Here is a 25,479-nt window from a genome sequence, read left to right as displayed (position 1 = left end):
GGCGCGGGTCAGGAGCCGAGGTCGGCCGTGGGCAGTCCGGGCGGCAGCGACCCGCCCTCCGACTTGGTGTACGTCTCCTCGCCGAGACCGCCCTGCCACGTCACCTTGAGCGATGTCCCGTCGACCGACTCGACGGTGCCGGTCGCCCGGTCATCGCTGCCGTCGGTGCACTTCAGGCGGATCGTCCGGGTGCCGGAGTCCTCGTCGGCGGTGCCACTGCACACGGTCCCGCCCGTGGCGAAGAGGGCGGCCTTCTCGCCGGTGACCATCAGCGCGACGGCCTGGCCGTCGGTGGTGGCCAGCCAGCCGCCCTCCAGTTCACCCGCGGCCGCGGACGGTGATCCGCCACTGCCGCCGCCCGTGTCGGCACTCGCGGATGCGGACGCGCTGGGCGCGGCCGAGGACTTGTCGCCCCCGCCCGAGCCGCCCCCGTTCGAGCCGTCGTCGTCGGAGCCGCCGCCGTCGGTGCACGCGGTCAGCGCCAGTGCGCCCACCAGCCCGACGGCCACGGCGGCGGCCCGCACGGACCGACGCGCCGCCCGCCCGCGCGCACCCACAGCCATACGCGTCGCGTTCGCGGTGTTCGCCGTAGTCGCAGTCGTAGTCGCAGTCGCAGTCGCCAGTGTCACCGGAAGCTCCAAGCTGTGGACGGACGGCCGGGTCGGACCCCGAGACAGCCGCAAGCTACCAGGACGACCTGCACAGGACGACCTACCAGGACGCCCTGCACAGGACGACCTACCAGGACGACTTGCGAACTCCCGGCAGATACCCGGCGTGTGCCTGCTCGCGCAGGTTCACCCGGGACAGCCCGAAGACGCGGAAGTAGCCGCGCGGGCGCCCGTCGACCTGGTCGCGGTTGCGCACCCGCGTGGGGCTCGCGTCGCGGGGCTGCCGGCGCAGTTCCCGCTGGGCGGCGAGCCGTTCGGTCTCCGTGGAGGTCGGTCGGCGGACGATCTCCTTCAGCTCGGCCCGTCGCGCGGCGTACCGCGCGACGGTCTCCTGCCGCTGCTCGTTCTTAGCGATCTTGCTCTTCTTCGCCATCGGATCTCAGCCCTTCAGCTCTCTCAGACCTTCACCCCGCGCGCGCGGATGCGCGCCACGGCCGCCTCGACGCCGATCGCGTCGACCGTCTTGATCCCCTTCGTGCTCAGTCGCAGCCGTACGTGCCGGCTCTCGCTCGGCAGCCAGTAGCGCTTGGTCTGGATGTTGGGGTCGAAGCGGCGGGAGGTCCGCCGGTGGGAGTGGGAGATGCGGTTGCCGAAGCCCGGTCGGGTGCCGGTCAGCATGCAGTGGGCGGACACGGTGACGTACCTCTCCTTCGGACCGGACGGTCCTAGCTGTTAATGGAATTCATTTTCAGTAAGATAGCAGCATGGCACGCAACGAACTCCGTCCGGTCATCAAACTCCGGTCCACCGCCGGGACCGGCTTCACCTACGTCACCCGCAAGAACCGCCGCAACGACCCGGACCGGCTGACCCTGCGCAAGTACGACCCGGTCGCCGGTCGCCACGTCGACTTCCGAGAGGAGCGCTGATCCCGCCGTGCGCAAGGGAATCCACCCCGAGTACCGCCCGGTCGTCTTCCGCGACCGCGCCGCGGACTACGCCTTCCTCACCCGCTCGACCATGACCAGCGAGCGCACGATCGAGTGGGAGGACGGCCACACCTACCCGGTCGTCGACGTCGAGATCTCGAACGTCAGCCACCCCTTCTATACCGGCACCGCCCGCGTCCTGGACACGGCCGGCCGGGTGGAGCGCTTCGAGCGGCGGTACGGAAAGCGGGACGGGGCATGAGCGGGCCGGACCGCCCGGCGCTGCCGGTGGTGATCGTCGGCGGGCTGCACGCCGACGCCCGCAGGGCGGCCGTGGCACGGCTGCTGGCCGACGTGCCCGGCAGCGTCGTCCTCCACCACGACCTGGCGACGGCCGCGGCGGGCACGGTCGTACGGACCGTCCGGGACGCCACCGGCATCCTGTCCGCCGGTGAGGCGCCCTTGGTCAACGACTGCGCCTGCTGCGCCCTGCGCGAGGACCTCGTCCCCGAACTGGAACGGCTCGCGGAGTCCGGAGGCACCCCGCTGGCGGTCGTCGAACTGTGGGACTCCGTCGAGCCCAAGGCCATGGCGGAGGTGGTGACGGCCGGCGGCTTCACCGTCACCGGCGTGATCACCGCCGTCGACCCGGCACTGGTGCTGCCGTACCTCGGCAACGGCGACGACCTCGCCGAGGGCGGCCTCGCCGCCGCGGCCACCGACCAGCGCACCGTCGCCGACACCTTCGCGCGCCAGCTGGAGTACGCCCCCGTCCTCGCCCTCGCCGACTCCCTCCCCGGCTCCGCGGCGGCCGACGACGAGGACCGCGAGCTGCTGGCCCAGCTGCATCCGACGGCCCGCCGGGTCCCGATCGGCCACGGCGACGGCCCGGCGGGCACACCCACCGCACCCTCGGAGCTGGCGCGGGCCGCCCTCGCCGGCTTCGACGTGGAGGCCGCGGCGGCGGCCCAGCACCCGGCCTGCGCCCTGCTGCCCGCCGAGGCCGACGCGCACGGCGTCGCCACCCTCGTCTGGCACCGGCGCCGCCCCTTCCACCCGGAGCGGCTGTACGCGGCGCTGGAGGACCTGACCTGCGCCGCCGCCCGCAGCCGGGGCCGGTTCTGGCTCGCGGGCAAGGCGGACACGCTGCTGCACTGGGACGCCGCGGGCGGGGCCCTGTGCGTGGAGAGCGCGGGGCCGTGGCTCGCGTCGCTGCCCGACGCCGCCTGGGAGCTGGTCCCGCCGGTGCGCCGCGCCGCCGCCGCGCTGGACTGGCACCCCGAGCACGGCGACCGCTGCCAGCACCTGGTCTTCACGTCCCCCGGCCTCGACCGCGACGGCCTGGAAGGGCTCCTGGAGTCCTGCCTGCTGACCGACGCCGAGTACGCCGCGGGGCAGGCCGCCTGGGAGCGGCTGTCGCCCGCCTTCGACACCCTCCTGGAGGTCTGACCCCATGCCACGCAAGAGCGACCGCAAGCCCGTCGGGAAGCGGCCCAACCCCCTGGACCAGGCCGGAGTGACGTACATCGACTACAAGGACACCGACCTGTTGCGGAGGTTCATCTCCGACCGGGGCAAGATCCGCAGCCGCCGCGTCACCCGCGTGACGTCCCAGCAGCAGCGGCGGCTGGCGAGGGCGATCAAGAACGCGCGCGAGATGGCGCTGCTGCCGTACGGCGTGCGCTGACGCCTGACCTGCGCACCCGGGGGCCCGCTCACAGTGAGCGGGCCCCCCGGGTGTTGCCGCCTGTTGTTGCGTGTTCATGGAATCCGGGGGCATAGGTGGGAACGGCTTCCCGGCGGTGGGCGTCAGAGAGAGCAAGGGCTTTCGGGTGAAGCGGCCGTCGAGGCTGCAACCACCGCTGTAACCACGGGAACACCGCGCGTGCACGTGCATTTGCTCATGCATCTGCACGGTGAACAGGGTTATGATCCGGATCAGTTGACCACTGCATCAATGGCCACATCAGCCAGTGCACCACCGGGGAGCGACCTGTGGACCACGACGTGTACAACGGCATGGCCGCCACGCAACTGCACGACGCGGCCTGGCAGAAGAGCCGGCACAGCAACTCGCAGGGGTCCTGCGTGGAGTTCGCGCGGTTGCCCGACGGCGCCGTGGCGGTGCGCAACTCCCGTTTCCCCGACGGTCCCGCACTCGTCTACACGCGTGCCGAGATCGAGGCCATGCTGCTGGGCGTCAAGGACGGCGAGTTCGACCACCTCATCGCGAGCTGACACGCGTAGAACCGCGACGCGGGCAGGCGTCGCGGTTCGTGTCACTCGTAGGCGGGCCGCTCCGTCATGTCGTCGGGCTTCTGGAGCCGGAACAGGGCCCAGACCACCTTGCCGTTGAGCGTCCCGGCGAGCGGGTGCCAGCCCCAGCTGTCGCTGAAGGAGTCGACGAGGAACAGACCCCGGCCCGACTCCGCCGAGAAGTCGTCCGTCTCGCGGGCCACCGGACTGTCGTGGCTGGGGTCGCGCACCGCGCACACGAGGAGCTCGGTCCAGCGCATCAGATGCAACCGGACGGGGCCGTTGTGCTCGCCGTGCCGAGGGGTGTCGGCCGGCAGCGCGTGGCGCAGGGCGTTGGTGACGAGTTCGGAGACCACCAGGCAGACGTCGTCGAAACGGTCGCCCGTGTCCCAGCCGTCGAGCGTTCTGCGGGTGAATCTCCGGGCCTCGCGCACCGCTTCGTAACGCGGCGGCAGGGCGCAGGAGGCGGCATTGGACACGGCCGCGGGGTCGAGCGGCGGAAGGCCCTGCCGTAACGGCTCGAGCATGGTCGATCCATTCGTCCCCATGCGAGGCACTCCCGGGAATTCGCGGTCGTAGCGATGCGGCGCGGTGGTGCGGGACCATGGTTTCGGATGCGTACCGCAGATGCAAGGGCAGATGCACGTGCACGTGACCGGAATGGACCTGCCCGTACCGCTTGTTGGTCAATTTTTCCGCCCTCTTCGCCCCCTCTTCATCTCGCGGGGCGGCCACTTCCTGGCCGCTCCGTGCATGATCCCGAGCGTTTCCTTTGGCTCGATTCCGTTTCCGTAACCGGACGAGTACTGCTCGGAGTGTTTTAGTGGCAGACTTCGGCCCCTGAAGACGGTTGGGGAGGCTGGCGAACGTGAGCGCGGGAGAGCCCGGATCGGTGGTGCGGCGCATGCTGCTCGGATCACAACTCAGGCGACTGCGTGAGACGCGGGGGATCACGCGAGAGGCGGCGGGCTACTCGATCCGCGCCTCGGAGTCGAAGATCAGCCGGATGGAGTTGGGCCGGGTGAGCTTCAAGACGAGGGACGTCGAGGACCTGCTGACGCTGTACGGCATCACGGACGAGCAGGAGCGCACCTCCCTGCTCTCCCTGGCCAAGGAGGCCAATGTCGCCGGCTGGTGGCACAGCTACTCCGACGTGCTGCCCAGCTGGTTCCCCACCTATGTGGGCCTGGAGGGCGCCGCCTCGTTGATCCGGGTCTACGAGGTCCAGTTCGTGCACGGCCTGCTGCAGACCGAGGAATACGCCCGCGCGGTGGTCCGGCGGGGCATGAAGGGCGCCGCCGAGGCGGACGTCGAGCGGCGGGTGGCGCTGCGCCTGGAGCGGCAGAAGCACCTCGTCGTCGAGAACGCCCCCGAGTTCCACATCGTCCTGGACGAGGCCGCGCTGCGCCGCCCGTACGGCGACCGCGCGGTGATGCGCGGGCAGCTCCAGCACCTGATCGAGATGTCCGAACACCCCAATGTGCGGTTGCAGATCATGCCGTTCGGCTTCGGCGGGCACTCCGGCGAGAGTGGCGCGTTCACGATCCTCAGCTTCCCCGAGTCCGACCTGTCGGACGTCGTCTACCTGGAGCAGCTGACGAGCGCGCTGTACCTCGACAAGCACGAGGACGTCACCCAGTACGAGACGGCGCTGAAGGAACTCCAGCAGGACAGCCCGGGTCCGGACGAGAGCCGGGACCTTCTGCGGGGACTCCTCCAACTCTCCTGAAACATAAGTACGATGACGCTCGATCAGGCGGCTCGCTCGCGGCGGCTGCGGCAGCTAAGGGATTGAGGGATCACATGTCGTCGTACTTCACCGACCTCGCCCAGCAGTACATCGACGGTGAGTGGCGCCCGGGCACCGGTTCCTGGGACATCATCGACTTCAACCCGTACGACGACGAGAAGCTGGCCTCGGTCACCATAGCCACGGTCGAGGAAGTCGACGCCGCGTACCGGGCCGCCGAGCGCGCGCAGAAGCAGTGGGCGGCGACGAACCCGTACGCGCGCCGCGCGGTGTTCGAGAAGGTGCTGCGCCTGGTCGAGGACCGCGAGGCGGAGATCAGCGAGGCGATCGTCGCCGAGCTGGGCGGCACCCGTCTGAAGGCCGCCTTCGAGCTGCACCTCGCCAAGGAGTTCCTGCGCGAGTCGGTCCACCTGTCGCTGCGCCCCGAGGGCCGGATCATCCCCTCGCCGGTCGACGGCAAGGAGAACCGCGTCTACCGGGTGCCGGTCGGAGTCGTGGGCGTCATCAGCCCCTTCAACTTCCCCTTCCTCCTCTCCCTGAAGTCGGTCGCCCCGGCCCTCGCCCTCGGCAACGCCGTCGTCCTCAAGCCGCACCAGAACACGCCGATCGTCGGCGGCACCCTGGTCGCGAAGCTCTTCGAGGACGCCGGCCTGCCCGGCGGCCTGCTCAACGTGGTCGTCACCGACATCGCGGAGATCGGCGACGCCTTCCTGGAGCACCCGGTCCCGAAGGTGATCTCCTTCACCGGCTCCGACAAGGTCGGCCGCCACGTGGCCACCGTCTGCGCGGCGAACTTCAAGCGCTCGGTCCTCGAACTCGGCGGCAACAGCGCCCTGGTGGTCCTCGACGACGCCGACATCGACTACGCGGTCGACGCCGCGGTCTTCAGCCGCTTCGTCCACCAGGGCCAGGTCTGCATGGCCGCCAACCGCGTCCTGGTCGACCGCTCGGTGGCCGACGAGTTCACCGAGAAGTTCGTCGCCAAGGTCAGGACCCTCAAGGCCGGCGACCCGCGCGACCCGTCGACCGTCATCGGCCCGGTGATCAACTCCTCGCAGGCGGACGCCGTGTCGGGCGTCGTCGAGCAGGCCATCGCCGAGGGCGCCACCGCCCTGGTGCGCGGCACCGTCACGGACAACCTCGTCGAGCCGTCCGTCCTCACCGACGTCCCCGCCGACTCCCCGCTGCTCCGGCAGGAGGTCTTCGGCCCGGTCGCCTTCCTCGTCCCCTTCGACGGCGAGGAGGAGGCCGTACGCCTGGTCAACGACACCCCGTACGGCCTGAGCGGCGCCGTGCACACCGGGAACATCGAGCGTGGCGTCAACTTCGCCAAGCAGATCGACACCGGCATGTTCCACGTGAACGACGGGACCGTGCACGACGAGCCGATCGTGCCCTTCGGCGGCGAGAAGCACTCCGGCATCGGCCGCCTGAACGGCGACACCATGCTGGACGCCTTCACCACCCAGAAGTGGATCTCGGTGCAGCACGGGCGGAGCGGGTTCCCGTTCTGAGCGTCCCGAGGTCGCCGGCAGCGTGAGCGGCCCGGTGTGAGCGCACCACCTTGACATGGGCCGGACCGCGTGCCCGTCCGGCCCTCGTGCCGCCTAACCTGGACCCCATGTCTGTGATCCGTCTCCTGGTGCTCGGCGCGGTCCGCCAGCACGGGCGGGCCCATGGCTACCAGGTGCGCAACGACCTGGAGTACTGGGGCGCGCACGAGTGGTCCAACGCCAAGCCCGGCTCGATCTACCACGCGCTGAAGCAGATGGCCAAGCAGGGCCTGCTGCACGCGCACGAGATCGCCCCGTCGACCGTCGGCGGGCCACCGCGCACCGAGTACGAGATCACGGAGAAGGGGACCGAGGAGTTCTTCGGCCTCCTGCGCGCGTCCCTGACCGCCTACGACCAGAAGCCGGACGTGCTCTCCGCCGGGCTCGGCCTGATGGTCGACCTCGAACGCGACGAGGTGCTGGCGCTGCTGGAGGAGCGGGTCCGGGCCATCCGGGAGTGGCGCAAGTCCGTCACCGAGTACTACACGCCCGAGGAGGGCCCCGGGCAGCTCGGGCACATCGGCGAGATCATGAACCTCTGGGTGCACTCCGCCGACACCGGCGCCGAGTGGACCCGCGCGCTCATCGAGCGCATCCGCGGCGGCGCGTACACGTTCGCCGGGGAGGGCGAGCCGTTCGTCGGCGTCCTCGGCGAGGGCGAGGAGAACCCGTTCGCGGCGGGGGAGCGGCATCCGGGAGATCTCGACTAATCAAGTTTGACTAAGCCGAACGGCGGGCATAGACTCCGGAGTCTGTAGTCAAGTTTGACTAATTGGGGAGTGGTAGTGACCGACGCGGCGATCACCGTCGAAGGGGTACGCAAGAAATACGGCGACAAGGACGCGCTGGACGGACTCGGCCTCACGGTCACGCGCGGCACGGTCCACGGCGTGCTGGGCCCGAACGGCGCGGGCAAGACGACGCTGGTCCGGATCCTGGCCACCCTCCTGCGGCCCGACGCGGGCCGGGTCGAGGTGGCCGGACACGACGTCCTCACCCAGCCGTACGCCGTACGGCTGCGCATCGGCCTGCTCGGCCAGCACGCGGCGCTCGACGAGGAACTCGGCGGCCGGCAGAACCTGGAGATGTTCGGCCGCCTCCACCACCTGGGCGCCCGGCGGGCACGCGCGCGTGCCGGCGAACTGCTCGCCCGCTTCGACCTCACCGACACCGGACGCAAACCGGTCAGTGCCTACAGCGGCGGCATGCGGCGCCGCCTGGACCTGGCCGCGTCCCTGATCACCGAACCGGAGGTGCTCTTCCTGGACGAGCCGACCACCGGCCTCGACCCGCGCGGCCGCGCCGAGGTGTGGGAATCGGTCCGCTCCCTGGTCGACGGCGGTACGACGGTCCTGCTCACCACCCAGTACCTGGAGGAGGCCGACCAGCTCGCCGACCGCATCTCGGTCGTCGACGCCGGCCGGGTCGTCGCCGACGGCACCGCGGACGAACTGAAGGCCGCCACCGGCGGCGACCGCGTCGACGTCGTCCTGCGCGACGCCGGACGACTGGACGCGGCGGCGGCCCTGCTGCCGCTCGGCGACGTCCGCGTCGACCCCGACCGCCGGCTGCTCAGCGCGCCGGTCACCGACCGGATGGCGGCGCTCTCCGGCGTCGTACGGGCGCTGGAGGAGGCGGGCCTGGAGGCGGAGGACGTGGCCCTGCGCCGCCCGACCCTGGACGAGGTGTTCCTGCACCTCACCGACCGCACCGAGGAGGCCGTGTGAGCACGAGCACCGTTGTCACGAACACCGCCACGAGCACCGTCACGAGCACCGCGACGTACGCCCTGACCGACTCCTGGACCATGACCCGCCGTGAACTGGCCCGCTGGGCACGGCAGCCGGTCGCGGTCGTCGTCAATCTGGTGTTCCCGGTGATGATGCTGCTGATGTTCGGCTACCTGGTCGGCGGCGGCCGGGGCGTGAGCGGCGACTACGTCGACTACCTGATCCCCGGGATGCTGGCCCTCACCATGGCCTTCGGCCTGGAGGGCACGATGGTCGCCGTCACCCGGGACCTCGACAAGGGTGTCGTCGACCGTTTCCGTTCCCTGCCGATGGCCGACGGAGCGGTGCTGGTCGGCCGTTCGGCCGCCGACATGCTCCAGTCGATGCTCGGCCTCGCGGTGCTGATCGCCGTCGGGTACGCGCTCGGCTGGCGGGCGCAGGGCGGCCCCGGCGCCTTCCTCGGGGCGGTGGGCCTGCTGCTGCTCTTCCGGTTCGCGATGCTGTGGATCGGCATCCACCTGGCGCTGGTGGCCGGAAAGCCGGAGCTGGTGCAGGCGGTGCAGATCCTGGTCTGGCCGGTCGGCTTCCTCTCCAACGCCTTCGCCACGCCCGACTCCATGCCCGACTGGCTGGGCACGGTCGTCGAGTGGAACCCGATGTCCCAGACCGCCACGGCCGTACGCGACCTGTTCGGCGGCCCCGGCGGCGAGCCCGGCCACGTCTGGGCGGCCATCGCCTGGCCGCTGGCTCTGCTCGCGCTGTTCTTCCCACTGGCGGTACGGCGGTTCGCGCGCCTCAGCCGTTGAAGGATCCCCTAGTGGTGGAAGCCGGTGGCCGCACCCTTGTCGCGGGTCAGCGGCCCCGGCTGCCTCCGCAGCTCCGGCAGCAGCCGCTCCAGGTCGGCCACCAGCAGGTCGGCCATGTCGGCCGAGAAGCCGTTGCGGCACACCACGCGCAGCACGGACAGGTCCTCGCGGTGCGGCGGGAAGGTGTACGCGGGCACCAGCCAGCCGCCCTCCCGCAGCCGCCGGGAGACGTCGAACACGTCGTACGCCTTCACGTCGTCGGACGTCGTGAAGGCGAACACCGGCAACTCGTCGCCGCGCGTCAGCAGCCGGAAGTCGCCGAGCGCCGCCACCCGCCCGGCGAGCCCCCGCGCGATGTCCCGCGAGGCCTGCTGCACCGCCCGGTAGCCCTCGCGGCCCAGCCGCAGGAAGGTGTAGTACTGCGCGACCACCTGCGCGCCGGGCCGGGAGAAGTTCAGCGCGAAGGTCGGCATGTCGCCGCCCAGGTAGTTGACCCGGAAGACCAGCTCCTCGGGCAGCGCGTCCGTGTCCCGCCACAGCGCCCAGCCGACGCCGGGGTAGACGAGGCCGTACTTGTGCCCCGAGGTGTTGATCGAGGCGACCCTCGGCAGCCGGAAGTCCCACACCAGGTCCTCGTCGAGGAACGGCGCGACCATGGCGCCGGAGGCACCGTCCACGTGCACGGGGACGTCGAGGCCGGTCCGCTCCTGGAGGGCGTCCAGGGCCGCGCACAGGTCGGCGATCGGCTCGTAGGACCCGTCGAAGGTGGACCCGAGGATGCCGACGGCCCCGATCGTGTTCTCGTCGCACAGCTCGGCGGCCGCCTGTGGATCCAGATGGAAGCGGTCGCCCTCCATGGGCACCTGCCGCGCCTCCACCTCCCAGAAGTCGCAGAACTTCTCCCAGCAGACCTGGACGTTCACGCCCATGACGAGATTGGGCCGCACGTCCCGTGCCGGATACCGGTCGGCGTTGCGCAGCGCCCAGCGCCGCTTCAGCGCCATCCCGGCCAGCATGCACGCCTCGCTCGACCCCGTCGTCGAACAGCCCACCACCGCCGACGGATCGGCCGCGTGCCACAGGTCGGCGAGCATCGCCACGCAGCGCCGCTCCAGGTCGGCGGTGCGCGGGTACTCGTCCTTGTCGATCATGTTCTTGTCCCGGCACTCGCCCATCAGCACCCCGGCCTGCGGCTCCATCCAGGTGGTGACGAAGGTGGCCAGGTTGAGGCGTGCGTTGCCGTCCAGCATCAGCTCGTCGTGGACCAGCCGGTACGCCGTCTCCGGGGGCAGCGGAGAGTCGGGGAGCCGGTGGGTCGGCGGCGCCTCCGTCATGCCGCCGAGGGGATTCGTCGCCGCGTGGAACGGGTTGACGGCGAGCCGGCGCCGGTCACGGTCGTCGTCGCGGGACGCGTGGGGGGCCTGGTGCAGTGGCATGCAACCGACGGTAGATCCGGGGCCCGGACCCCGCATTCGGGCTTGCACCTCACGTCACGTGAGGCGGCAGCGTGGGGGACGTCAGAGAAAGGAGCGGAAGTGAGCTACTCCGTGGGACAGGTCGCCGGGTTCGCCGCGGTGACGGTGCGCACCCTGCACCACTACGACGGCATCGGCCTGCTCGTCCCCAGCGAGCGCAGCCACGCGGGCCACCGGCGCTACAGCGACGCCGACCTCGACCGGCTGCAGCAGATCCTGTTCTACCGCGAGCTCGGCTTCCCGCTCGACGAGGTCGCCGCCCTGCTCGACGACCCGGCCGCGGACCCGCGCGCGCACCTGCGCCGCCAGCACGAGCTGCTGACCGCCCGGATCGAGAAGCTGCGGAAGATGGCGGCGGCCGTGGAGCACGCCATGGAGGCACGCGAGATGGGCATCAATCTCACGCCGGAGGAGAAGTTCGAGGTCTTCGGCGACTTCGACCCCGACCAGTACCAGGAGGAGGTCGAGGAACGCTGGGGCGACACCGACGCCTACCGCCAGTCGCGGCAGAAGACCGCCTCGTACACCAAGGAGGACTGGCAGCGCATCCAGAACGAGGCCGACGAGCTCACCCGGCGCTTCGTCGCCCTGATGGACGCCGGTGAGCCCGCCGACTCCGAGGCGGCCATGGACGCCGCCGAGGACCACCGGCAGGGGATCGCCCGCAACCACTACGACTGCGGGTACGAGATGCACACCTGCCTGGGCGAGATGTACGTCTCGGACGAGCGCTTCACGCGAAACATCGACGCCGCCAAGCCGGGCCTCGCCGCCTACATGCGCGACGCGATCCTCGCCAACGCCGTCCGGCACACCCCCTGAACGGTGGTCGTGGCCCGGGTCTCACTCCCGGGCCACGACCACCGCCGTCCCGTACGCGCACACCTCGGTGCCCACGTCCGCGGCCGCCGTCACGTCGAAGCGGAACGCCAGTACCGCGTTGGCCCCTCGCGCGCGTGCCTGCTCGACCAGCCGCTCCATCGCCTCGTTGCGCGTCTCGACCAGCGTCTTGGTGAGCCCGCGCAGCTCACCGCCGACCATCGACTTCAGCCCGGCGCCGATCTGGCTCCCCAGGTGCCGGGAGCGCACGGTCAGTCCGAAGACCTCCCCGAGCACTTCCTGCACGCGATGGCCCGGCAGGTCGTTCGTGGTCACGACGAGCACCTCGGGCCCGGGGCCCTGTCCGCCGCCGTATTCTTCAATACCCATGGTTCTCAGGTTTCCCCGGGGAACGTCACACTGCACCCCCAGGGCCGCCGTGGAACCTGGAACGCCACGGCTGCGTTATACGTTTGGGCAGCCAGGTCCCAGCCCGCCTCCCCCCAGCAGCAGGAGCCACAATCCCGTGACCACCCTTGCGCTCGGCCCCGAGTGGCTCAGCCCGGACTACCTGATCGAGACCTTCGCTCTGCCGGGCATCCTGCTCATCGTCTTCGCCGAGTCCGGACTCTTCGCGTTCCTGCCCGGTGACTCGCTGCTGTTCACCGCGGGCCTCTTCGTCGCCCAGGGGGAGTACATCAGCCAGCCGCTGTGGCTGGTGTGCACCCTGATCGTGCTGGCCGCCGTCATCGGCGACCAAGTGGGCTACATGATCGGCAAGTTCCTCGGCCCCAAGCTCTTCAACCGCCCGAACTCCAAGCTCTTCAAACAGGAGAACCTGGACAAGGCCCACGAGTTCATGGAGAAGTACGGCCCCAAGGCGATCGTCCTGGCCCGCTTCGTGCCGATCGTGCGCACCTTCGCCCCCATCGTGGCGGGTGCCGGCCGCATGAAGTACCGCACCTTCCTCACGTACAACATCATCGGCGGCGTGGCCTGGGGCTCGGGCGTCACCCTCGCGGGCTACTGGCTCGGCCAGATCGAGTTCATCCGGACGAACGTCGAGCCGATCCTCGTCCTGATCGTCGTGCTCTCCGTCGTCCCGATCGCCATCGAGTACCTCCGCGAGCGAGGCAAGAAGAAGCGCGTCGCCGTCGCCGTCGCTGTTGCCCAGCCGCAGCCGACCCCGGCGCAGCAGCAGTACCAGCAGCCTCAGTACCCGGTCATGGACGATGCCACGACCCAGCTCCGCAGGGTGGACCCGTACCCGCCCGCGCCGCAGTACCAGCAGCCCCAGCAGCCCCAGCAGCAGTCGTACGACCAGCCCTACGGCCGGCAGCAGCCGTACGCGCAGCAGTACCCGCGGAACTACGGCCAGCAGCCGTACGGCGACCAGCAGGGCGGGGGACAGTCCCCCTACAACCAGGGGTACTGACGTTCCCCGCCCGTAGGCACCCGGCGCTAGAACCCTCGCGTCCGCTTCGCCGCCCGGCGCCCCGCGGCACTCGCGGCGCCGGGCACCTTCAGGAACAGCCGCGAGATCTCCCCACCGAGGTTCACCCCGATGGCGATGGCCATGGCGAGCGCCACGGCCGTCGACAGGGACACCAGCCCCCTGTCGACCTCGCTCTGCGCGATCGCCAGCAGCCCGAAGTACGTCGCCGAACCGGGCAGCAGCGGCCCGATCGCCGCGGTCGTGTAGGGCAGCGCCGAAGCGAAGCGGTAGCGGGACATCAGCTGCCCGAACAGGCCCACGAGTCCCGCCGCGGCGGCCGTGGACGCCACCGGTGAGATGTCGCCGGCGATGTGCATCGCGCCGTACACGCTCCAGGCGACTCCCCCGTTGAGGGTCACCGCCAGCACGGTGGATCGTTCCTGCTGGAGCAGGATCGCGAAGGCCAGCGACAGCAGCATCGCCGCGCCGATCTGGACGAGGGGCTCGTCGCCCGTGCCCAGCTGGGCGTCCGGATTGAGTTCGGCGCCCAGCTGGACGCCGAAGTACAGCACGACCAGCACCCCGGCGACGATGCTCACGAAGAAGTACATGACCTCCAGCAGGCGCGCCGCGGCGGTGATGTAGAAGCCGGTCAGCCCGTCCTGCACCCCCGCGACCAGCGCCCGCCCCGGCAGCAGCGCGAACAGACCACCGGTGATCACCGCCGACGCCTTCACGTCGACGTGCACCAGCGTCAGCGCGATCCCCATCGCGGCCGGCGGCATCGCGGCCACCGCGAACTGGTAGAACTCCGGCAGCCCGCGCCCGGCGCACAGCCAGGCCAGCCGGTCACCGAGCATCGAGCCCAGCATGGCCGCGACGAACACGGTCAGCCCACCGCCGACGAGCACGGACGCCGCGCCCGCGAGCAGCCCGCTCGCCGTGGTCAGCACCCAGGTGGGGTACGGGTGCCGGTTGCGGCGCATCTCCGCGAGGCGCCGGTAGGCCTCCTCCAGGGAGATGTTCGTGTCCGGGTCGCTGAGGTCGTCCACCAGATGGAAGACGGCCGCGAGCCGCGTGTAGTCGGTGCCCCGGCGGCGTACCGTCCGCGAGGCCGTGACCGGGTCCTCGACCAGGGAGGGCTGGTGGGAGATCGACAGCAGGGTGAAGGTGACGTTCGGCTCGCAGCGGTCCAGGCCGTAGGACCGGCAGACGGCGAACATCGCCGCCTCCACGTCCTCGGCGCCCTCACCGCCCGCCAGCAGCAGCTCCCCGATACGCAGGGTCAGGTCGAGCACGCGAGGGACGGCGGGGCCGGTGTCGTCGTCGTGCCGCTGCGCCGTCTCGGGCGCGGGCCGCTCGGCCACCGGCATGCGCAGCATCGCGCGCATCCGGTCCTGCCACGGCACGTCCGTGAGGTTCACCGCCGGGAAGCCGCTCGCCGGAGTGAACGCGGCCGGTGCGGTCCAGGCGTGGTAGGTGCTGGGCGTGGCGAACGCCGACCCCTCGTCCTCCGCGGGCGCCGCCGGGAGCGAGTCCAGCCCCTCCGGCAGCGAGAACTCCGAGGTCGTCTCGGACTCCGTGCCGACGTGCCGCGGGACGGCCAGCCCTTGCGGGATCTCGAACTCGGACGTCGTCGACGACTCGCCGTCGATCGACGCCGCGACTGAGCCGGGTGGCCGGAAGGCACTGCGGGCCTCGTCCGACTGCGGCTTGCGGTCCTCCGCCTCCGTCACCTGCGCAACGCTCCCTGGTCCGTACACACCCTCCTGCCTGTAGCCCTCAGTATGCGCAGCCAAACGTGAACGGGCCGCACGCGTCATGCGTGCGGCCCGTTACGCGAGTGGTTCCTGATGTGATCAGTGGCCGCCCTGGTCCTTGAAGCGCTTGTAGGACCGCTCGATCTCGGCCTCGGCCTCGGTGCGGCCCACCCAGTCGGCGCCCTCGACGGACTTGCCGGGCTCCAGGTCCTTGTAGACCTCGAAGAAGTGCTGGATCTCCAGGCGGTCGAACTCCGACACGTGGTGGATGTCACGCAGGTGCTCCACGCGCGGGTCGGTCGACGGCACGCACAGCAGCTTGTCGTCGCCGCCGGCCTCGTCCGTCATCCGGAACATGCCGATCGCGCGGCAGCGGATGAGGCAGCCCGGGAAGGTCGGCTCGTCCAGGATGACCAGCGCGTCCAGCGGGTCGCCGTCCTCGCCGAGGGTGTTCTCGACGAAGCCGTAGTCGGTCGGGTAGGCGGTCGAGGTGAACAGGCGGCGGTCCAGGCGGATACGACCGGTCTCGTGGTCCACCTCGTACTTGTTCCGCGAACCCTTCGGGATCTCGATCGTGACGTCGAACTCCACCGGACGCTCCTCCATGATCAGCACATAGTTCTGGTGATTAAGTGTCCCTCACGCAGGTGTGTGATCGCGAAAGGGGCTGGTGATAGTGCCAGAGCTGAGGCCTTGGCGGGCCGCGAGACCGCACGTGGTGCGCGCCGCGGGCGCCGTACGTCCGCGTCTGGCACGCGCCGCACGGGCCGCCAAGCCGCGGTTCGCGCGGCTCGCGCGGGCCACGACGCCGCAGCTCGCCCGGGTCACCAGGCCGAAGACCTGGCAGTACACCGCCGGTGCCGCCACCGCCGGGCTGGCTCTCGCCGCCGGTGTGGTGACCGCCGCCGGCCCCTGGGACTCCACGGGTCAGCGTACGGCCGAGCGGGACCGGGCCGTCGCCCTGGAGCGCACGGGTGGCGTAGATCACGGCAGCGGATCCGGGGGATCCGGTACGACGTCCGGGGCGCCCCGCCCCGCGCCCAGTGCCGGCTCCGTCCTGGCGGGCCTCGGCGACGCCTCCGGCGGAGTAGCGGGCGGGGCCAAGGCGGTGCCGGGTGCGCAGGCCCTCGCGGACGCCCTCGGGCCCCTCCTCGACGATCCGGCGCTCGGTACCCGCCGCGGGGCGTCCGTCGTCGACCTCACCACCGGCAAGCGCCTCTACGGCCTCGGCGCCGACGTGCCCCTCACCCCCGCCTCCACCACCAAGATCGCCACCGCCGTGGCCGCCCTCACCGCCCTCGGCACCGACCACCGACTCACCACCCGCACCGCCCTGGAGGCCGACACCGGCGAACTCGTCCTGGTCGGCGGCGGAGACCCCACCCTCACCGCCCGCAAGGACGCCCGGGGTCTCGCGAGTCTGCGCACCCTCGCCGGGAAGACCGCCGCCGCCCTGAGGAAGCGGGACGTGCGCGAGGTGACGCTGTCGTACGACACGACGCTCTACGCCGGTGCGGAAACGCACCCGATCGGGGTCAACGAGAACCTCGCCCGCGTCACCGCCCTGATGGCCGACGAGGCCCGCACGGACGACTCCACCCGCGGTCCCGCCCCGCGCGTGCCCGATCCGGCCGCCGACGCCGCCCGCGCCTTCGCCGGTTTCCTGAAGGGGCACGGCATCACGGCGTCGCCCCCCGGCCCCTCCAAGGCGACCGACCGCGCCGACACCCTCGCCACCGTCTCCTCGCCCCCGCTGGCGTCCCTGGTCGAGCGGATGCTGACCAACAGCGACAACGACATCGCCGAGGCCCTGGCCCGCCACACCGCCCTGGCGACCGGCGAGGCCGCCGACTTCGACGGGGTCTCCGCCGCCGTCCCGGCCCGCCTGAAGCAGCTGGGCCTGCCCGTGCGCGGCGCCCGGTTCCGCGACGGCAGCGGCCTGGACCGCACCGACCTGATCACCGCCGACCTGCTCACCGCCCTGCTGGCCAAGGCCGCCGACCCGGCCCGGCCCGAGCTCCGCCCCGTCCTCACCGGCCTCCCCGTCGCCGGCTTCACCGGCACGCTGGCCAGCCGCTACACGGACGGCGCGGCCGGCCTCGTACGCGCCAAGACGGGCACCCTGACCGGCGTCAACACCCTCGCGGGCACCATGGTCACCGACGAGGGCCGGCTCCTGGGCTTCGCCTTCCTGGCCTCGGACACGACGGACGCGTGGGCGGCCCAGAGCGCCTTGGACCGCTTGGCGACGACCTTGGCGTCGTAGCCGCGCACAGCCGCGCCGTACGCCCCAGCCGCGGGCAGTCGGGCGCCGCCGCCGCGACTGCGGGCAGTCGTGCCGCGCCGTAGCCGCGGGCAGTCGCGCCTCCCCCAGTGCCTGAACGGCCTGGGAGGACCCCCAGGGGCGGCACGGGTGGGCGGTGGGGGCGTCTCCCGCCCGAGCGAAGCCGAGAGCGGGGGAGGCACCCTCACCGCCGGGCCGCGCCACCCGCCCCGGCCCAGCACCGACACCGGCCACCCACAGGCGCCCCCACTCCACCGCCCGCCACAGCCTGCCCCCAGCGGCAGCGCTCACGTACCGTTGACGCATGACGAGCATCGGCGCAAATTCCGGCATGGTCGACTGGAACCTCGCGGTGGCGACCGCGACCCGGCTCGTACGGCCGGGCCCCGAAGTGAGCCGCGACGAGGCCAGGGCCGTCGTCGCGGAACTTCGCCGCCATGCCAAGGCCTCGGAGGAACACGTCCGGGGCTTCACTCGTATGGCCACCGAGGAGGCCCACGACACCCCCGTCCTCGTCGTCGACCGCCCCGGCTGGGTCCGGGCGAACGTCGCCGGGTTCCGGGAGATCCTCAAGCCCCTGCTGGAGAAGATGCAGGAGCGGCGCGGCAACGGCGCGGGCAACGCGGTCCTCGGTGCCGTCGGCGGCAAGGTCACCGGCGTGGAGCTGGGCATGCTGCTGTCGTTCCTGTCCTCGCGCGTCCTCGGCCAGTACGAGACCTTCGCCCCGGCCACCCGCGAACTCCCCGCCGGCGCGAACGGCGGCGGCCGGCTGCTGCTCGTCGCGCCGAACATCGTGCACGTGGAGCGCGAACTCGACGTCGACCCCCACGACTTCCGCCTCTGGGTCTGCCTGCACGAGGAGACGCACCGCACGCAGTTCACGGCGGTGCCCTGGCTGCGCGACCACCTGGAGGGCGAAATCCAGTCGTTCCTCGCGGAGACCGACGTCGACCCCATGACCGTCCTGGAGCGCGTCCGCGAGGCCGCCCAGACCCTCGCCGGGGGCCGCCCCGAGGCCGAGGAGGACGACGGCGGCCGCTCGCTGGTGGAGCTGGTGCAGACGCCGGCCCAGCGGGAGGTCCTCGGCCGTCTCACCGCGGTGATGTCCCTGCTGGAGGGGCACGCCGACTTCGTGATGGACGGCGTCGGCCCGGCGATCGTGCCGAGCGTCGGGGAGATCCGCGAGAAGTTCCAGCAGCGCCGCGCCAAGGGCGCCTCCCGCCTCGACCTGGCGCTGCGCAAGCTGCTCGGCCTGGACGCCAAGCTCCGCCAGTACCGGGACGGCGAACGCTTCGTACGGGCCGTCGTCGACGAGTGCGGCATGGACGGCTTCAACCGCGTCTGGACCTCGCCCAACACCCTCCCCACCAAGTCGGAGATCGCCAAACCGGCGGACTGGATCGCGCGGGTGCACCGCAAGCCGGAGTCGTGAGCCCCGCGGAGGGGGCGTGAACGAATCCGGCCGACGGCAGTCGAACGCCCCTCCAATCACCCGTCCGAGGGACCGTGAGCCCTCGACAGGCGTGCGATGCTCGGGGAACGGCCCGTTTCTGTCACCATCTACACACTCTGAGTGACCGAACTTCGGGCTCACCCCCCGACAACTTCATGAAGGGCACCGGACATGGGTCCCCATCCTGCGGTCGCGGCGATACGCCTGGCGGTCCGCCGCGTCCTCCACGACATCCTCACCGAACTGAACACCACGGCCGGCGTCCCCGCCGCGACGGCCGCCGAGCGCGCGCCCGGTCGCGCGCCCGTGCTCCCGACGGCGCCGCTCGTCCTCGTGGCCTGCTCCGGCGGCGCCGACTCCATGGCACTCGCCTCCGCCCTCGCCTTCGAAGCTCCCCGGCTCGGCATCCGCGCCGGCGGCGTCACCGTCGACCACGGCCTGCAGAACGGCTCCGACCTGCGCGCCGAAGAAGTCGTCCTGCGCCTGCGCGAACTCGGCCTGGACCCCGTCGAGGCCACCGCCGTGACCGTCGGCCGCGGGGGCGGGCCCGAAGCCGCCGCCCGCGACGCCCGCTACGCCGCCCTGGACGCCGCCGCCGCCCGCCACGGCGCCGCCGCCGTCCTGCTCGGCCACACCCGGGACGACCAGGCCGAGACCGTCCTGCTGGGCCTAGCCCGCGGTTCCGGCATCCGCTCCCTGTCGGGCATGGCCGCGGTCTCGGGGGCCGGCGGCCGTTACCGACGCCCCTTCCTCCAGGTCGACCGGCAGACCGCCCGCAAGGCCTGCATGGTCCAGTCCCTGCCCGTCTGGGACGACCCGCACAACGCCGACCCGGCGTACACCCGCTCCCGGCTGCGCCACGAGGGCCTGCCCGCCCTGGAGAAGGCGCTCGGCAAGGGCGTCGTCGAGGCCCTCGCCCGTACGGCGCAACTCTCCCGGGACGACGCCGACGCCCTCGACACCTGGGCCCGCCAGGCCGAGGCCGGTGTCCGCGACGCGCGGGGCATGCTGGAGTGCGCCAAGCTCTACGCCCTCCCGCCCGCCGTACGCCGCCGGATCCTGCGCCGCGCCGCCATCGAGGCCGGTGCCCCCGCGGGCGCGCTGTTCGCCCGCCACATCGAGGAAATCGACCGGCTGATCACCGGCTGGCGCGGTCAGGGGGCCATCAACCTCCCCGGCAAGGTCGTCGCCCGGCGGCAGGGTGGCAGACTGGTGATTCGGCAAGGCTGAATCCGGACCCTCCCACCGATCCTCGTACGGATCGCCGGGGCGTTCCGGAGTGGCCGGTGGGACGACCGAAAGTGATGCGGGTGGACGCGAACGACATGGGTGCCGACCTCGAGAAGGTACTCATCACCAAGGAAGAGATCGACGCGAAGCTGGCCGAGCTGGCCGCGAAGATCGACGCGGAGTACGCGGGCAAGGACCTGCTCATCGTCGGCGTCCTCAAGGGCGCCGTGATGGTCATGGCCGACCTCGCGCGCACGCTGTCCACCCCCGTCACGATGGACTGGATGGCGGTGTCCTCGTACGGCGCGGGCACCCAGTCCTCCGGCGTGGTGCGGATCCTCAAGGACCTCGACACCGACATCAAGGGCAGGCACGTCCTGATCGTCGAGGACATCATCGACTCCGGCCTGACCCTGTCCTGGCTGATCTCCAACCTCGGCTCGCGCGAGCCCGCCTCCCTCAAGGTGTGCACACTGCTGCGCAAGCCGGACGCCGCGAAGGTCGCCATCGACGTGGAGTGGGTCGGTTTCGACATCCCCAACGAGTTCGTCGTCGGCTATGGCCTCGACTACGCCGAGAAGTACCGCAACCTCCCGTTCGTCGGTACGCTCGCGCCCCACGTCTACGGCGGCTGACACGACCTCGTAGCGGGCTCCACGGCGTTTGGGGGGCCTACCGGGAACCCCGGAGGCCTCCGCGCCGTTGGAGCATGCAGACGGGACGCCAGCAATCCCGTGCGGCTGAGGGCCGCCGGGCTGGGGTACCGTCGGAAGAACTGTCTTATCAAACTCACTATGGCAGGAGGGACGGGGCGCCACCGCTCCGTGTGGATGGACGTGAAGCGATACTTCCGTGGGCCAATCATGTGGATCGTGCTGGCCGTCCTTGCCGTGGTCGTGTTGATGCAGGTCGTCGGCTCGTCCGGCGGCTACAAGACGGTGGACACTGGCCAGGTCGTCCAGGCGATCAACGACAACAGGGTCGAGTCGGCCAAGCTGACCACCGGCGACGAGCAGAACATCAAGGTTCAGCTCAAGGACGGCGAAAAGGTCGAGGGCAGCTCGAAGATCCAGGCGAGCTACATCGGCGACCAGGGCGAGACCCTCGCCGGCACGCTGCAGAACAAATACCAGGACAAGCAGATCCCCGACGGCTACACGGTGTCGCCGTCGAAGCAGAACCCGTTCGTCGGGCTTCTGATCACCCTGCTTCCCTTCGTCCTCATCGTGGTCATCTTCCTGTTCCTGATGAACCAGATGCAGGGCGGCGGCTCCCGCGTCATGAACTTCGGCAAGTCCAAGGCGAAGCTCATCACCAAGGACACCCCGAAGACGACGTTCTCGGACGTCGCGGGCTCGGACGAGGCCGTCGAGGAGCTCCACGAGATCAAGGAGTTCCTCCAGGAACCGGCCAAGTTCCAGGCCGTCGGCGCCAAGATCCCCAAGGGCGTACTGCTGTACGGCCCGCCGGGCACCGGCAAGACCCTGCTCGCGCGTGCCGTCGCGGGCGAGGCGGGCGTGCCGTTCTACTCGATCTCCGGTTCCGACTTCGTCGAGATGTTCGTCGGTGTCGGTGCCTCCCGAGTGCGTGACCTGTTCGAGCAGGCCAAGGCGAACGCCCCGGCGATCGTCTTCGTCGACGAGATCGACGCGGTCGGCCGCCACCGCGGCGCCGGCCTCGGCGGCGGTCACGACGAGCGCGAGCAGACCCTGAACCAGCTGCTCGTCGAGATGGACGGCTTCGACGTCAAGGGCGGCGTGATCCTCATCGCCGCGACGAACCGTCCGGACATCCTCGACCCGGCGCTGCTGCGCCCCGGCCGCTTCGACCGGCAGATCGCCGTCGACCGTCCGGACATGCAGGGCCGTCTGGAGATCCTCAAGGTTCACCAGAAGGGCAAGCCGGTCGCCCCCGACGTCGACCTGTCGGCCGTCGCCCGCCGTACGCCCGGCATGACCGGTGCCGATCTGGCCAACGTGCTGAACGAGGCCGCCCTGCTGACGGCCCGCAGCGACCAGAAGCTGATCGACAACCACATGCTGGACGAGGCGATCGACCGTGTGGTCGCGGGCCCGCAGAAGCGGACCCGGATCATGTCGGACAAGGAGAAGAAGATCACCGCGTACCACGAGGGCGGACACGCCCTGGTCGCGGCGGCCTCACCGAACTCCGACCCCGTCCACAAGATCACGATCCTGTCGAGAGGCCGGGCCCTCGGTTACACGATGGTGCTCCCGGACGAGGACAAGTACTCGACCACGCGCAACGAGATGCTCGACCAGCTCGCCTACATGCTGGGCGGTCGCGCGGCCGAGGAACTGGTCTTCCACGACCCGACGACGGGTGCCGCCAACGACATCGAGAAGGCCACGAGTGTGGCCCGCGCGATGGTCACCCAGTACGGCATGACCGAGCGCCTCGGTGCGATCAAGTTCGGCGGCGACAACAGCGAGCCGTTCCTCGGGCGCGAGATGGCGCATCAGCGCGACTACTCGGAAGAGGTCGCCGCGCTGGTCGACGAAGAGGTCAAGAAGCTCATCGAGACGGCGCACAACGAGGCCTGGGAGATCCTGGTCGAGAACCGCGACGTCCTCGACAACCTCGTCCTCGCGCTGCTGGAGAAGGAGACGCTCGGCAAGGAGGAGATCGCCGAGGTCTTCGCCCAGATCGTCAAGCGTCCGGCCCGGCCCGCCTGGACCGGCTCCTCGCGCCGCACGCCCTCGACCCGTCCGCCGGTGCTCTCCCCGAAGGAGCTCGCACTGACGAACGGAGCGAACGGCGCCCCGGCGGCGATCTCCACCGCCAAGAGCACCACGCCGGAACCGGCTCCGGCCCCGGCGCCGGAACGAGCCCCGGAGGACCGCCCGGAGAGCTGACCCAGCCACTCCCGGCGGCCCCACCAGGCCCGGAATGTATGCCGCGCCTCCCAGGTTTTAGCCTTGGGGGGCGCGGCATTTCCGTATGCCGACCGCAGGCACAGGAACGAGGCACCAGATGACCGACCCCGTGACGCTGGACGGCGAGGGCCAGATCGGCGAGTTCGACGAGAAGCGGGCCGAGAACGCCGTACGCGAACTGCTGATCGCGGTCGGCGAGGACCCGGACCGCGAGGGCCTGAGGGAGACGCCGGGGCGCGTGGCGCGGGCGTACAGGGAGATATTCGCGGGGCTGTGGCAGGAGCCCCGGGACGTGCTGACGACGACGTTCGACCTCGGGCACGACGAGATGGTCCTGGTGAAGGACATCGAGGTGTTCTCGACCTGCGAGCATCACCTGGTGCCGTTCCGCGGAGTGGCGCACGTCGGCTACATCCCGTCCACCAACGGCAAGATCACCGGTCTGTCCAAGCTGGCGCGTCTCGTGGACGTCTACGCCCGCCGCCCGCAGGTACAGGAACGTCTCACCACGCAGGTCGCGGACTCCCTGATGGAGATCCTGGAGCCGCGCGGCGTGATCGTCGTCGTGGAGTGCGAGCACATGTGCATGTCGATGCGCGGCATCCGCAAGCCCGGAGCGAAGACCCTGACGTCGGCGGTGCGTGGACAGCTGCGTGACGTCGCCACGCGCAACGAGGCGATGAGCCTGATAATGGCGCGCTGACGCCCGACGGCGCCGATGCCCGGCGATCACCTGCGGGGCGGATCACCCGCAGGCGTCGGCGCGGCGGCGGGTCAGGCCGCCGTGGCCGCGCCCGGGTGGTCGTCGTCCTCGTCCTCCGGGAGCTTGCAGACGCGCTCCAGGAAGATCGCGGCCGCTATCACGCCGATGCCCGCCACGACCGAGAAGCCGGCGTAGACGGCCTGGTCGCGGCGGGCCGGGATGTCGAGGTGCTCCAGCAGGAACGCGCCCGTGCCGCCGTACATACCGGCGACGAGGGCGGCCACCAGGGCGCTGGCCTGGCCGAAGACGACCGCACGGGCCGCCATCATCGGGTCGACGCCCTTGGCGTCCGGGACGCGGTCCCGCTGGGCCTTCAGGCGGGCGCGGATCGACAGGGCCGTCGCCAGCAGGATCACGGCGATCAGCGCGAGCACGACGGGGGCGGCCAGGGGGACGCTCGGGAGAGTCCCGATCGAGTTCCACAGACGGGCGCCCGCCCAGGACAGGATCCCTGCCACGACGAACACGCCGGCCAGCACCCTGATGCGCAACTCTTTCACGGTGTCCCGGTGTCCCTTCGGTTCCCCAGCGTGGTCGTCCGACCCTGTCGACCTTAACGACTACTCGGGCAGCCGGAGTTCCAGGTCGGCGCGGGCCGCGATGCCGTCCCTGGTGACGGAGTCCAGGAGGTCGGCGACCGGGCCGTGTCCCGGCAGCTGCGCCCCGGGGTCCACGTCGTGCCAGGGGGCGAGCACGAAGGCGCGCTCATGGGCGCGCGGGTGGGGCAGGGTGAGCTGCGGGTCGTCGGAGACGACCTCGGCGTAGGTGACGATGTCGACGTCGAGGGTGCGCGGACCCCAGCGCTCGTCGCGGACTCGGTGGAAGGCCTCCTCCACGGCGTGCGCCCGCTCCAGCAGGGAGGACGGGGGCAGGGTGGTCTTGAGGACCACGACCGCGTTGAAGTACGACGGCTGGCTGTCGGGGTCGACGCCCCACGGCTCCGTCTCGTACACCGGCGAGACTCCCTTGACCCGCACGCCCGGGGTGTCTTCCAAGGCGTCGATGGCGCCCTGGAGGGTCTCCAGGCGGTTGCCGAGGTTGGCGCCGAGGGCGATCACCGCGCGCTTGGGGTTGGACAGCGTGATGTCGGCGGCGTCGACCTGCTCGATGACGGAGGCGGGCACCGGCTGTACGGTCGGGTCGCTGGAACCCTTGGTGAAGGGGGCGCTCATACACGGCTCCGGATGATGGTGACGGTCACGTCGTCGAAGGGGACGGTGATCGGAGCGTCCGGCTTGTGGACGCAGACCTCGACCTCCTCGACCCCTTCGTGTTTCAGGCAGACCTGGGCGATGCGCTCGGCGAGCGTCTCGACCAGGTTGACGGGCTCGCCCTCGACCACGGCCACGACCTCCTCGGCCACGATGCCGTAGTGCACGGTCTTCGCCAGGTCGTCGTCGGCCGCGGCCGGTCGGGTGTCCAGGCCAAGGACGATGTCCACGAGGAAGGTCTGGCCGTCCTCGCGTTCCTTGGGGAACACACCGTGGTGCCCGCGGGCCCTCAGGCCGCGCAGCGCGACACGATCCACGCGAATCACTCCTGCAGTCGTCGGTCTCGGCCGGTCGCCTCACGTGCGGGTGGTGCGCCGGCCTCAGTCGAATCTACCCGCGGGCACCGACAGCACCGGGCCACGGGGGTGTGGGGCCGGGCGGGGCCGGCGGTTTTCACCGTGCGTTCTCCCGGGCGCTCCCGGTGGATCACGGGTTGGTAGCCGCCCATACCCGCGGG

At 71.0% G+C, this 25,479-nt stretch carries 29 protein-coding genes; 18 read left to right on the top strand and 11 right to left on the bottom strand.

Annotation, left to right across the window (positions count from 1 at the left end):
• Positions 1-8: 8 nt before the first annotated feature.
• From ACIQ6R_RS34530 to rpmB, 3 genes are all read right to left on the bottom strand, one after another.
• The gene (locus ACIQ6R_RS34530) at positions 9-563 is read right to left on the bottom strand and encodes a hypothetical protein (RefSeq protein WP_404225779.1); all 555 of its coding nucleotides are present in this window, start codon (positions 561-563) and stop codon (positions 9-11) included.
• 175 nt (positions 564-738) lie between these two features.
• Positions 739-1,044, bottom strand: a complete 306-nt coding sequence (rpsN, locus tag ACIQ6R_RS34525) for a 30S ribosomal protein S14 (protein ID WP_404185880.1) — start codon at positions 1,042-1,044, stop codon at positions 739-741.
• 23 nt (positions 1,045-1,067) lie between these two features.
• Positions 1,068-1,304 carry a 50S ribosomal protein L28 gene (rpmB, locus tag ACIQ6R_RS34520; protein ID WP_404185878.1) on the bottom strand — a complete coding sequence of 79 codons (237 nt, stop codon included), beginning with the start codon at positions 1,302-1,304 and terminating at the stop codon, positions 1,068-1,070.
• Positions 1,305-1,375: 71 nt separating this feature from the next.
• On the opposite strand from rpmB, the gene rpmG reads away from it, so the two are divergent.
• The 5 genes from rpmG to ACIQ6R_RS34495 all read left to right on the top strand — a co-directional run bounded on the left by rpmG (position 1,376) and on the right by ACIQ6R_RS34495 (position 3,778).
• A complete protein-coding gene (gene rpmG / locus ACIQ6R_RS34515) occupies positions 1,376-1,540 on the top strand; it encodes a 50S ribosomal protein L33 (RefSeq protein WP_044382365.1) in 165 nt (54 codons plus the stop codon).
• Between the two features lie 7 nt (positions 1,541-1,547).
• On the top strand, positions 1,548-1,802 hold the full coding sequence (locus ACIQ6R_RS34510; protein ID WP_055418647.1) for a type B 50S ribosomal protein L31: 255 nt from the start codon (positions 1,548-1,550) through the stop codon (positions 1,800-1,802).
• Positions 1,799-2,989 carry a CobW family GTP-binding protein gene (locus ACIQ6R_RS34505; RefSeq protein WP_404225777.1) on the top strand — a complete coding sequence of 397 codons (1,191 nt, stop codon included), beginning with the start codon at positions 1,799-1,801 and terminating at the stop codon, positions 2,987-2,989. Before ACIQ6R_RS34510 ends, ACIQ6R_RS34505 begins: the two co-directional genes overlap by 4 nt.
• 4 nt (positions 2,990-2,993) lie before the next feature.
• Positions 2,994-3,227 carry a 30S ribosomal protein S18 gene (rpsR, locus tag ACIQ6R_RS34500; RefSeq protein WP_404185874.1) on the top strand — a complete coding sequence of 78 codons (234 nt, stop codon included), beginning with the start codon at positions 2,994-2,996 and terminating at the stop codon, positions 3,225-3,227.
• A gap of 308 nt (positions 3,228-3,535) precedes the next feature.
• Entirely contained in the window at positions 3,536-3,778 is a 243-nt protein-coding gene (locus ACIQ6R_RS34495) for a DUF397 domain-containing protein (RefSeq protein ID WP_279564253.1), read from the top strand.
• Between the two features lie 41 nt (positions 3,779-3,819).
• Here the strand turns inward: ACIQ6R_RS34495 and ACIQ6R_RS34490 are convergent, their stop codons facing one another.
• On the bottom strand, positions 3,820-4,344 hold the full coding sequence (locus ACIQ6R_RS34490; protein ID WP_404185871.1) for an ATP-binding protein: 525 nt from the start codon (positions 4,342-4,344) through the stop codon (positions 3,820-3,822).
• A gap of 356 nt (positions 4,345-4,700) precedes the next feature.
• Between ACIQ6R_RS34490 and ACIQ6R_RS34485 the strand changes: the two genes are divergently transcribed.
• The 5 genes from ACIQ6R_RS34485 (at position 4,701) to ACIQ6R_RS34465 (ending at position 9,635) form a co-directional block, all read left to right on the top strand.
• Entirely contained in the window at positions 4,701-5,525 is an 825-nt protein-coding gene (locus ACIQ6R_RS34485) for a helix-turn-helix domain-containing protein (protein WP_404186041.1), read from the top strand.
• Positions 5,526-5,599: 74 nt separating this feature from the next.
• A complete protein-coding gene (locus ACIQ6R_RS34480) occupies positions 5,600-7,060 on the top strand; it encodes an aldehyde dehydrogenase family protein (RefSeq protein WP_404225775.1) in 1,461 nt (486 codons plus the stop codon).
• A gap of 107 nt (positions 7,061-7,167) precedes the next feature.
• A complete protein-coding gene (locus tag ACIQ6R_RS34475; RefSeq protein WP_404185867.1) occupies positions 7,168-7,809 on the top strand; it encodes a PadR family transcriptional regulator in 642 nt (213 codons plus the stop codon).
• A 75-nt stretch (positions 7,810-7,884) separates the two neighbouring features.
• Entirely contained in the window at positions 7,885-8,826 is a 942-nt protein-coding gene (locus tag ACIQ6R_RS34470) for an ATP-binding cassette domain-containing protein (RefSeq protein WP_404225774.1), read from the top strand.
• 80 nt (positions 8,827-8,906) lie between these two features.
• Positions 8,907-9,635, top strand: a complete 729-nt coding sequence (locus ACIQ6R_RS34465) for an ABC transporter permease (protein WP_404225874.1) — start codon at positions 8,907-8,909, stop codon at positions 9,633-9,635.
• A gap of 8 nt (positions 9,636-9,643) precedes the next feature.
• Here ACIQ6R_RS34465 and ACIQ6R_RS34460 read toward each other — a convergent pair whose 3' ends face one another.
• Entirely contained in the window at positions 9,644-11,071 is a 1,428-nt protein-coding gene (locus ACIQ6R_RS34460; RefSeq protein ID WP_404225772.1) for a glutamate decarboxylase, read from the bottom strand.
• 99 nt (positions 11,072-11,170) lie between these two features.
• Between ACIQ6R_RS34460 and ACIQ6R_RS34455 the strand changes: the two genes are divergently transcribed.
• Complete coding sequence (locus ACIQ6R_RS34455) at positions 11,171-11,932, top strand: MerR family transcriptional regulator (protein ID WP_404225770.1); 762 nt, start codon at positions 11,171-11,173, stop codon at positions 11,930-11,932.
• 21 nt (positions 11,933-11,953) lie between these two features.
• On the opposite strand, the gene ACIQ6R_RS34450 is transcribed toward ACIQ6R_RS34455, so the two are convergent.
• Complete coding sequence (locus tag ACIQ6R_RS34450; protein ID WP_073726677.1) at positions 11,954-12,319, bottom strand: YbjQ family protein; 366 nt, start codon at positions 12,317-12,319, stop codon at positions 11,954-11,956.
• A 136-nt stretch (positions 12,320-12,455) separates the two neighbouring features.
• Between ACIQ6R_RS34450 and ACIQ6R_RS34445 the strand changes: the two genes are divergently transcribed.
• Positions 12,456-13,364: a DedA family protein gene (locus ACIQ6R_RS34445; RefSeq protein WP_404225768.1), complete on the top strand. Its 909-nt coding sequence runs from the start codon at positions 12,456-12,458 to the stop codon at positions 13,362-13,364.
• Positions 13,365-13,390: 26 nt separating this feature from the next.
• Here the strand turns inward: ACIQ6R_RS34445 and ACIQ6R_RS34440 are convergent, their stop codons facing one another.
• A complete protein-coding gene (locus ACIQ6R_RS34440; protein ID WP_404186460.1) occupies positions 13,391-15,100 on the bottom strand; it encodes a threonine/serine exporter ThrE family protein in 1,710 nt (569 codons plus the stop codon).
• A gap of 123 nt (positions 15,101-15,223) precedes the next feature.
• Entirely contained in the window at positions 15,224-15,715 is a 492-nt protein-coding gene (locus ACIQ6R_RS34435) for an inorganic diphosphatase (protein ID WP_003975424.1), read from the bottom strand.
• Between the two features lie 79 nt (positions 15,716-15,794).
• Here ACIQ6R_RS34435 and dacB point away from each other — a divergent pair, with 79 nt between their 5' ends.
• The 6 genes from dacB to folE all read left to right on the top strand — a co-directional run bounded on the left by dacB (position 15,795) and on the right by folE (position 23,691).
• Positions 15,795-17,390: a D-alanyl-D-alanine carboxypeptidase/D-alanyl-D-alanine-endopeptidase gene (gene dacB / locus ACIQ6R_RS34430; RefSeq protein WP_404225766.1), complete on the top strand. Its 1,596-nt coding sequence runs from the start codon at positions 15,795-15,797 to the stop codon at positions 17,388-17,390.
• Between the two features lie 322 nt (positions 17,391-17,712).
• Positions 17,713-18,840, top strand: a complete 1,128-nt coding sequence (locus ACIQ6R_RS34425) for a zinc-dependent metalloprotease (RefSeq protein ID WP_404186464.1) — start codon at positions 17,713-17,715, stop codon at positions 18,838-18,840.
• Between the two features lie 192 nt (positions 18,841-19,032).
• Positions 19,033-20,091 carry a tRNA lysidine(34) synthetase TilS gene (tilS, locus tag ACIQ6R_RS34420; RefSeq protein ID WP_404186466.1) on the top strand — a complete coding sequence of 353 codons (1,059 nt, stop codon included), beginning with the start codon at positions 19,033-19,035 and terminating at the stop codon, positions 20,089-20,091.
• 95 nt (positions 20,092-20,186) lie between these two features.
• Complete coding sequence (gene hpt / locus ACIQ6R_RS34415; RefSeq protein WP_226027733.1) at positions 20,187-20,726, top strand: hypoxanthine phosphoribosyltransferase; 540 nt, start codon at positions 20,187-20,189, stop codon at positions 20,724-20,726.
• Between the two features lie 195 nt (positions 20,727-20,921).
• Complete coding sequence (gene ftsH, locus ACIQ6R_RS34410; protein WP_404186588.1) at positions 20,922-22,967, top strand: ATP-dependent zinc metalloprotease FtsH; 2,046 nt, start codon at positions 20,922-20,924, stop codon at positions 22,965-22,967.
• Between the two features lie 118 nt (positions 22,968-23,085).
• Positions 23,086-23,691 (top strand): GTP cyclohydrolase I FolE, encoded by a 606-nt coding sequence (gene folE, locus ACIQ6R_RS34405; protein WP_404225764.1) that lies wholly within the window; start codon positions 23,086-23,088, stop codon positions 23,689-23,691.
• A 71-nt stretch (positions 23,692-23,762) separates the two neighbouring features.
• Here folE and ACIQ6R_RS34400 read toward each other — a convergent pair whose 3' ends face one another.
• From ACIQ6R_RS34400 to folB, 3 genes are read right to left on the bottom strand one after another with little or no spacing between them, the layout of a single operon-like run.
• The gene (locus tag ACIQ6R_RS34400; protein ID WP_404225762.1) at positions 23,763-24,251 is read right to left on the bottom strand and encodes a DUF3180 domain-containing protein; all 489 of its coding nucleotides are present in this window, start codon (positions 24,249-24,251) and stop codon (positions 23,763-23,765) included.
• Between the two features lie 60 nt (positions 24,252-24,311).
• On the bottom strand, positions 24,312-24,923 hold the full coding sequence (gene folK, locus ACIQ6R_RS34395; protein WP_404225760.1) for a 2-amino-4-hydroxy-6-hydroxymethyldihydropteridine diphosphokinase: 612 nt from the start codon (positions 24,921-24,923) through the stop codon (positions 24,312-24,314).
• Entirely contained in the window at positions 24,920-25,279 is a 360-nt protein-coding gene (gene folB / locus ACIQ6R_RS34390) for a dihydroneopterin aldolase (RefSeq protein WP_404186476.1), read from the bottom strand. Before folB ends, folK begins: the two co-directional genes overlap by 4 nt.
• Positions 25,280-25,479: the final 200 nt, after the last annotated feature.

The sequence above is a fragment of the Streptomyces sp. NPDC096048 genome (genome assembly GCF_044763415.1).
Classification (GTDB): Bacteria; Actinomycetota; Actinomycetes; order Streptomycetales; family Streptomycetaceae; genus Streptomyces.
The sequence above is the reverse complement of the archived record's forward strand: the minus strand, read 5'-3'. Positions and strand labels throughout refer to the sequence as shown.

Coding starts and splice junctions, on each gene's coding strand:
- ACIQ6R_RS34530 (WP_404225779.1), bottom strand. CDS start 563: ATGGCTGTGGGTGCGCGCGGGCGGGCGGCGCGTCGGTCCGTGCGGGCC.
- rpsN (WP_404185880.1), bottom strand. CDS start 1,044: ATGGCGAAGAAGAGCAAGATCGCTAAGAACGAGCAGCGGCAGGAGACC.
- rpmG (WP_044382365.1), top strand. CDS start 1,376: ATGGCACGCAACGAACTCCGTCCGGTCATCAAACTCCGGTCCACCGCC.
- ACIQ6R_RS34505 (WP_404225777.1), top strand. CDS start 1,799: ATGAGCGGGCCGGACCGCCCGGCGCTGCCGGTGGTGATCGTCGGCGGG.
- rpsR (WP_404185874.1), top strand. CDS start 2,994: ATGCCACGCAAGAGCGACCGCAAGCCCGTCGGGAAGCGGCCCAACCCC.
- ACIQ6R_RS34490 (WP_404185871.1), bottom strand. CDS start 4,344: ATGGGGACGAATGGATCGACCATGCTCGAGCCGTTACGGCAGGGCCTT.
- ACIQ6R_RS34485 (WP_404186041.1), top strand. CDS start 4,701: ATGCTGCTCGGATCACAACTCAGGCGACTGCGTGAGACGCGGGGGATC.
- ACIQ6R_RS34480 (WP_404225775.1), top strand. CDS start 5,600: ATGTCGTCGTACTTCACCGACCTCGCCCAGCAGTACATCGACGGTGAG.
- ACIQ6R_RS34475 (WP_404185867.1), top strand. CDS start 7,168: ATGTCTGTGATCCGTCTCCTGGTGCTCGGCGCGGTCCGCCAGCACGGG.
- ACIQ6R_RS34465 (WP_404225874.1), top strand. CDS start 8,907: ATGACCCGCCGTGAACTGGCCCGCTGGGCACGGCAGCCGGTCGCGGTC.
- ACIQ6R_RS34460 (WP_404225772.1), bottom strand. CDS start 11,071: ATGCCACTGCACCAGGCCCCCCACGCGTCCCGCGACGACGACCGTGAC.
- ACIQ6R_RS34450 (WP_073726677.1), bottom strand. CDS start 12,319: ATGGGTATTGAAGAATACGGCGGCGGACAGGGCCCCGGGCCCGAGGTG.
- ACIQ6R_RS34425 (WP_404186464.1), top strand. CDS start 17,713: ATGACGAGCATCGGCGCAAATTCCGGCATGGTCGACTGGAACCTCGCG.
- tilS (WP_404186466.1), top strand. CDS start 19,033: ATGGGTCCCCATCCTGCGGTCGCGGCGATACGCCTGGCGGTCCGCCGC.
- hpt (WP_226027733.1), top strand. CDS start 20,187: ATGGGTGCCGACCTCGAGAAGGTACTCATCACCAAGGAAGAGATCGAC.
- ftsH (WP_404186588.1), top strand. CDS start 20,922: ATGGACGTGAAGCGATACTTCCGTGGGCCAATCATGTGGATCGTGCTG.
- folE (WP_404225764.1), top strand. CDS start 23,086: ATGACCGACCCCGTGACGCTGGACGGCGAGGGCCAGATCGGCGAGTTC.
- folK (WP_404225760.1), bottom strand. CDS start 24,923: ATGAGCGCCCCCTTCACCAAGGGTTCCAGCGACCCGACCGTACAGCCG.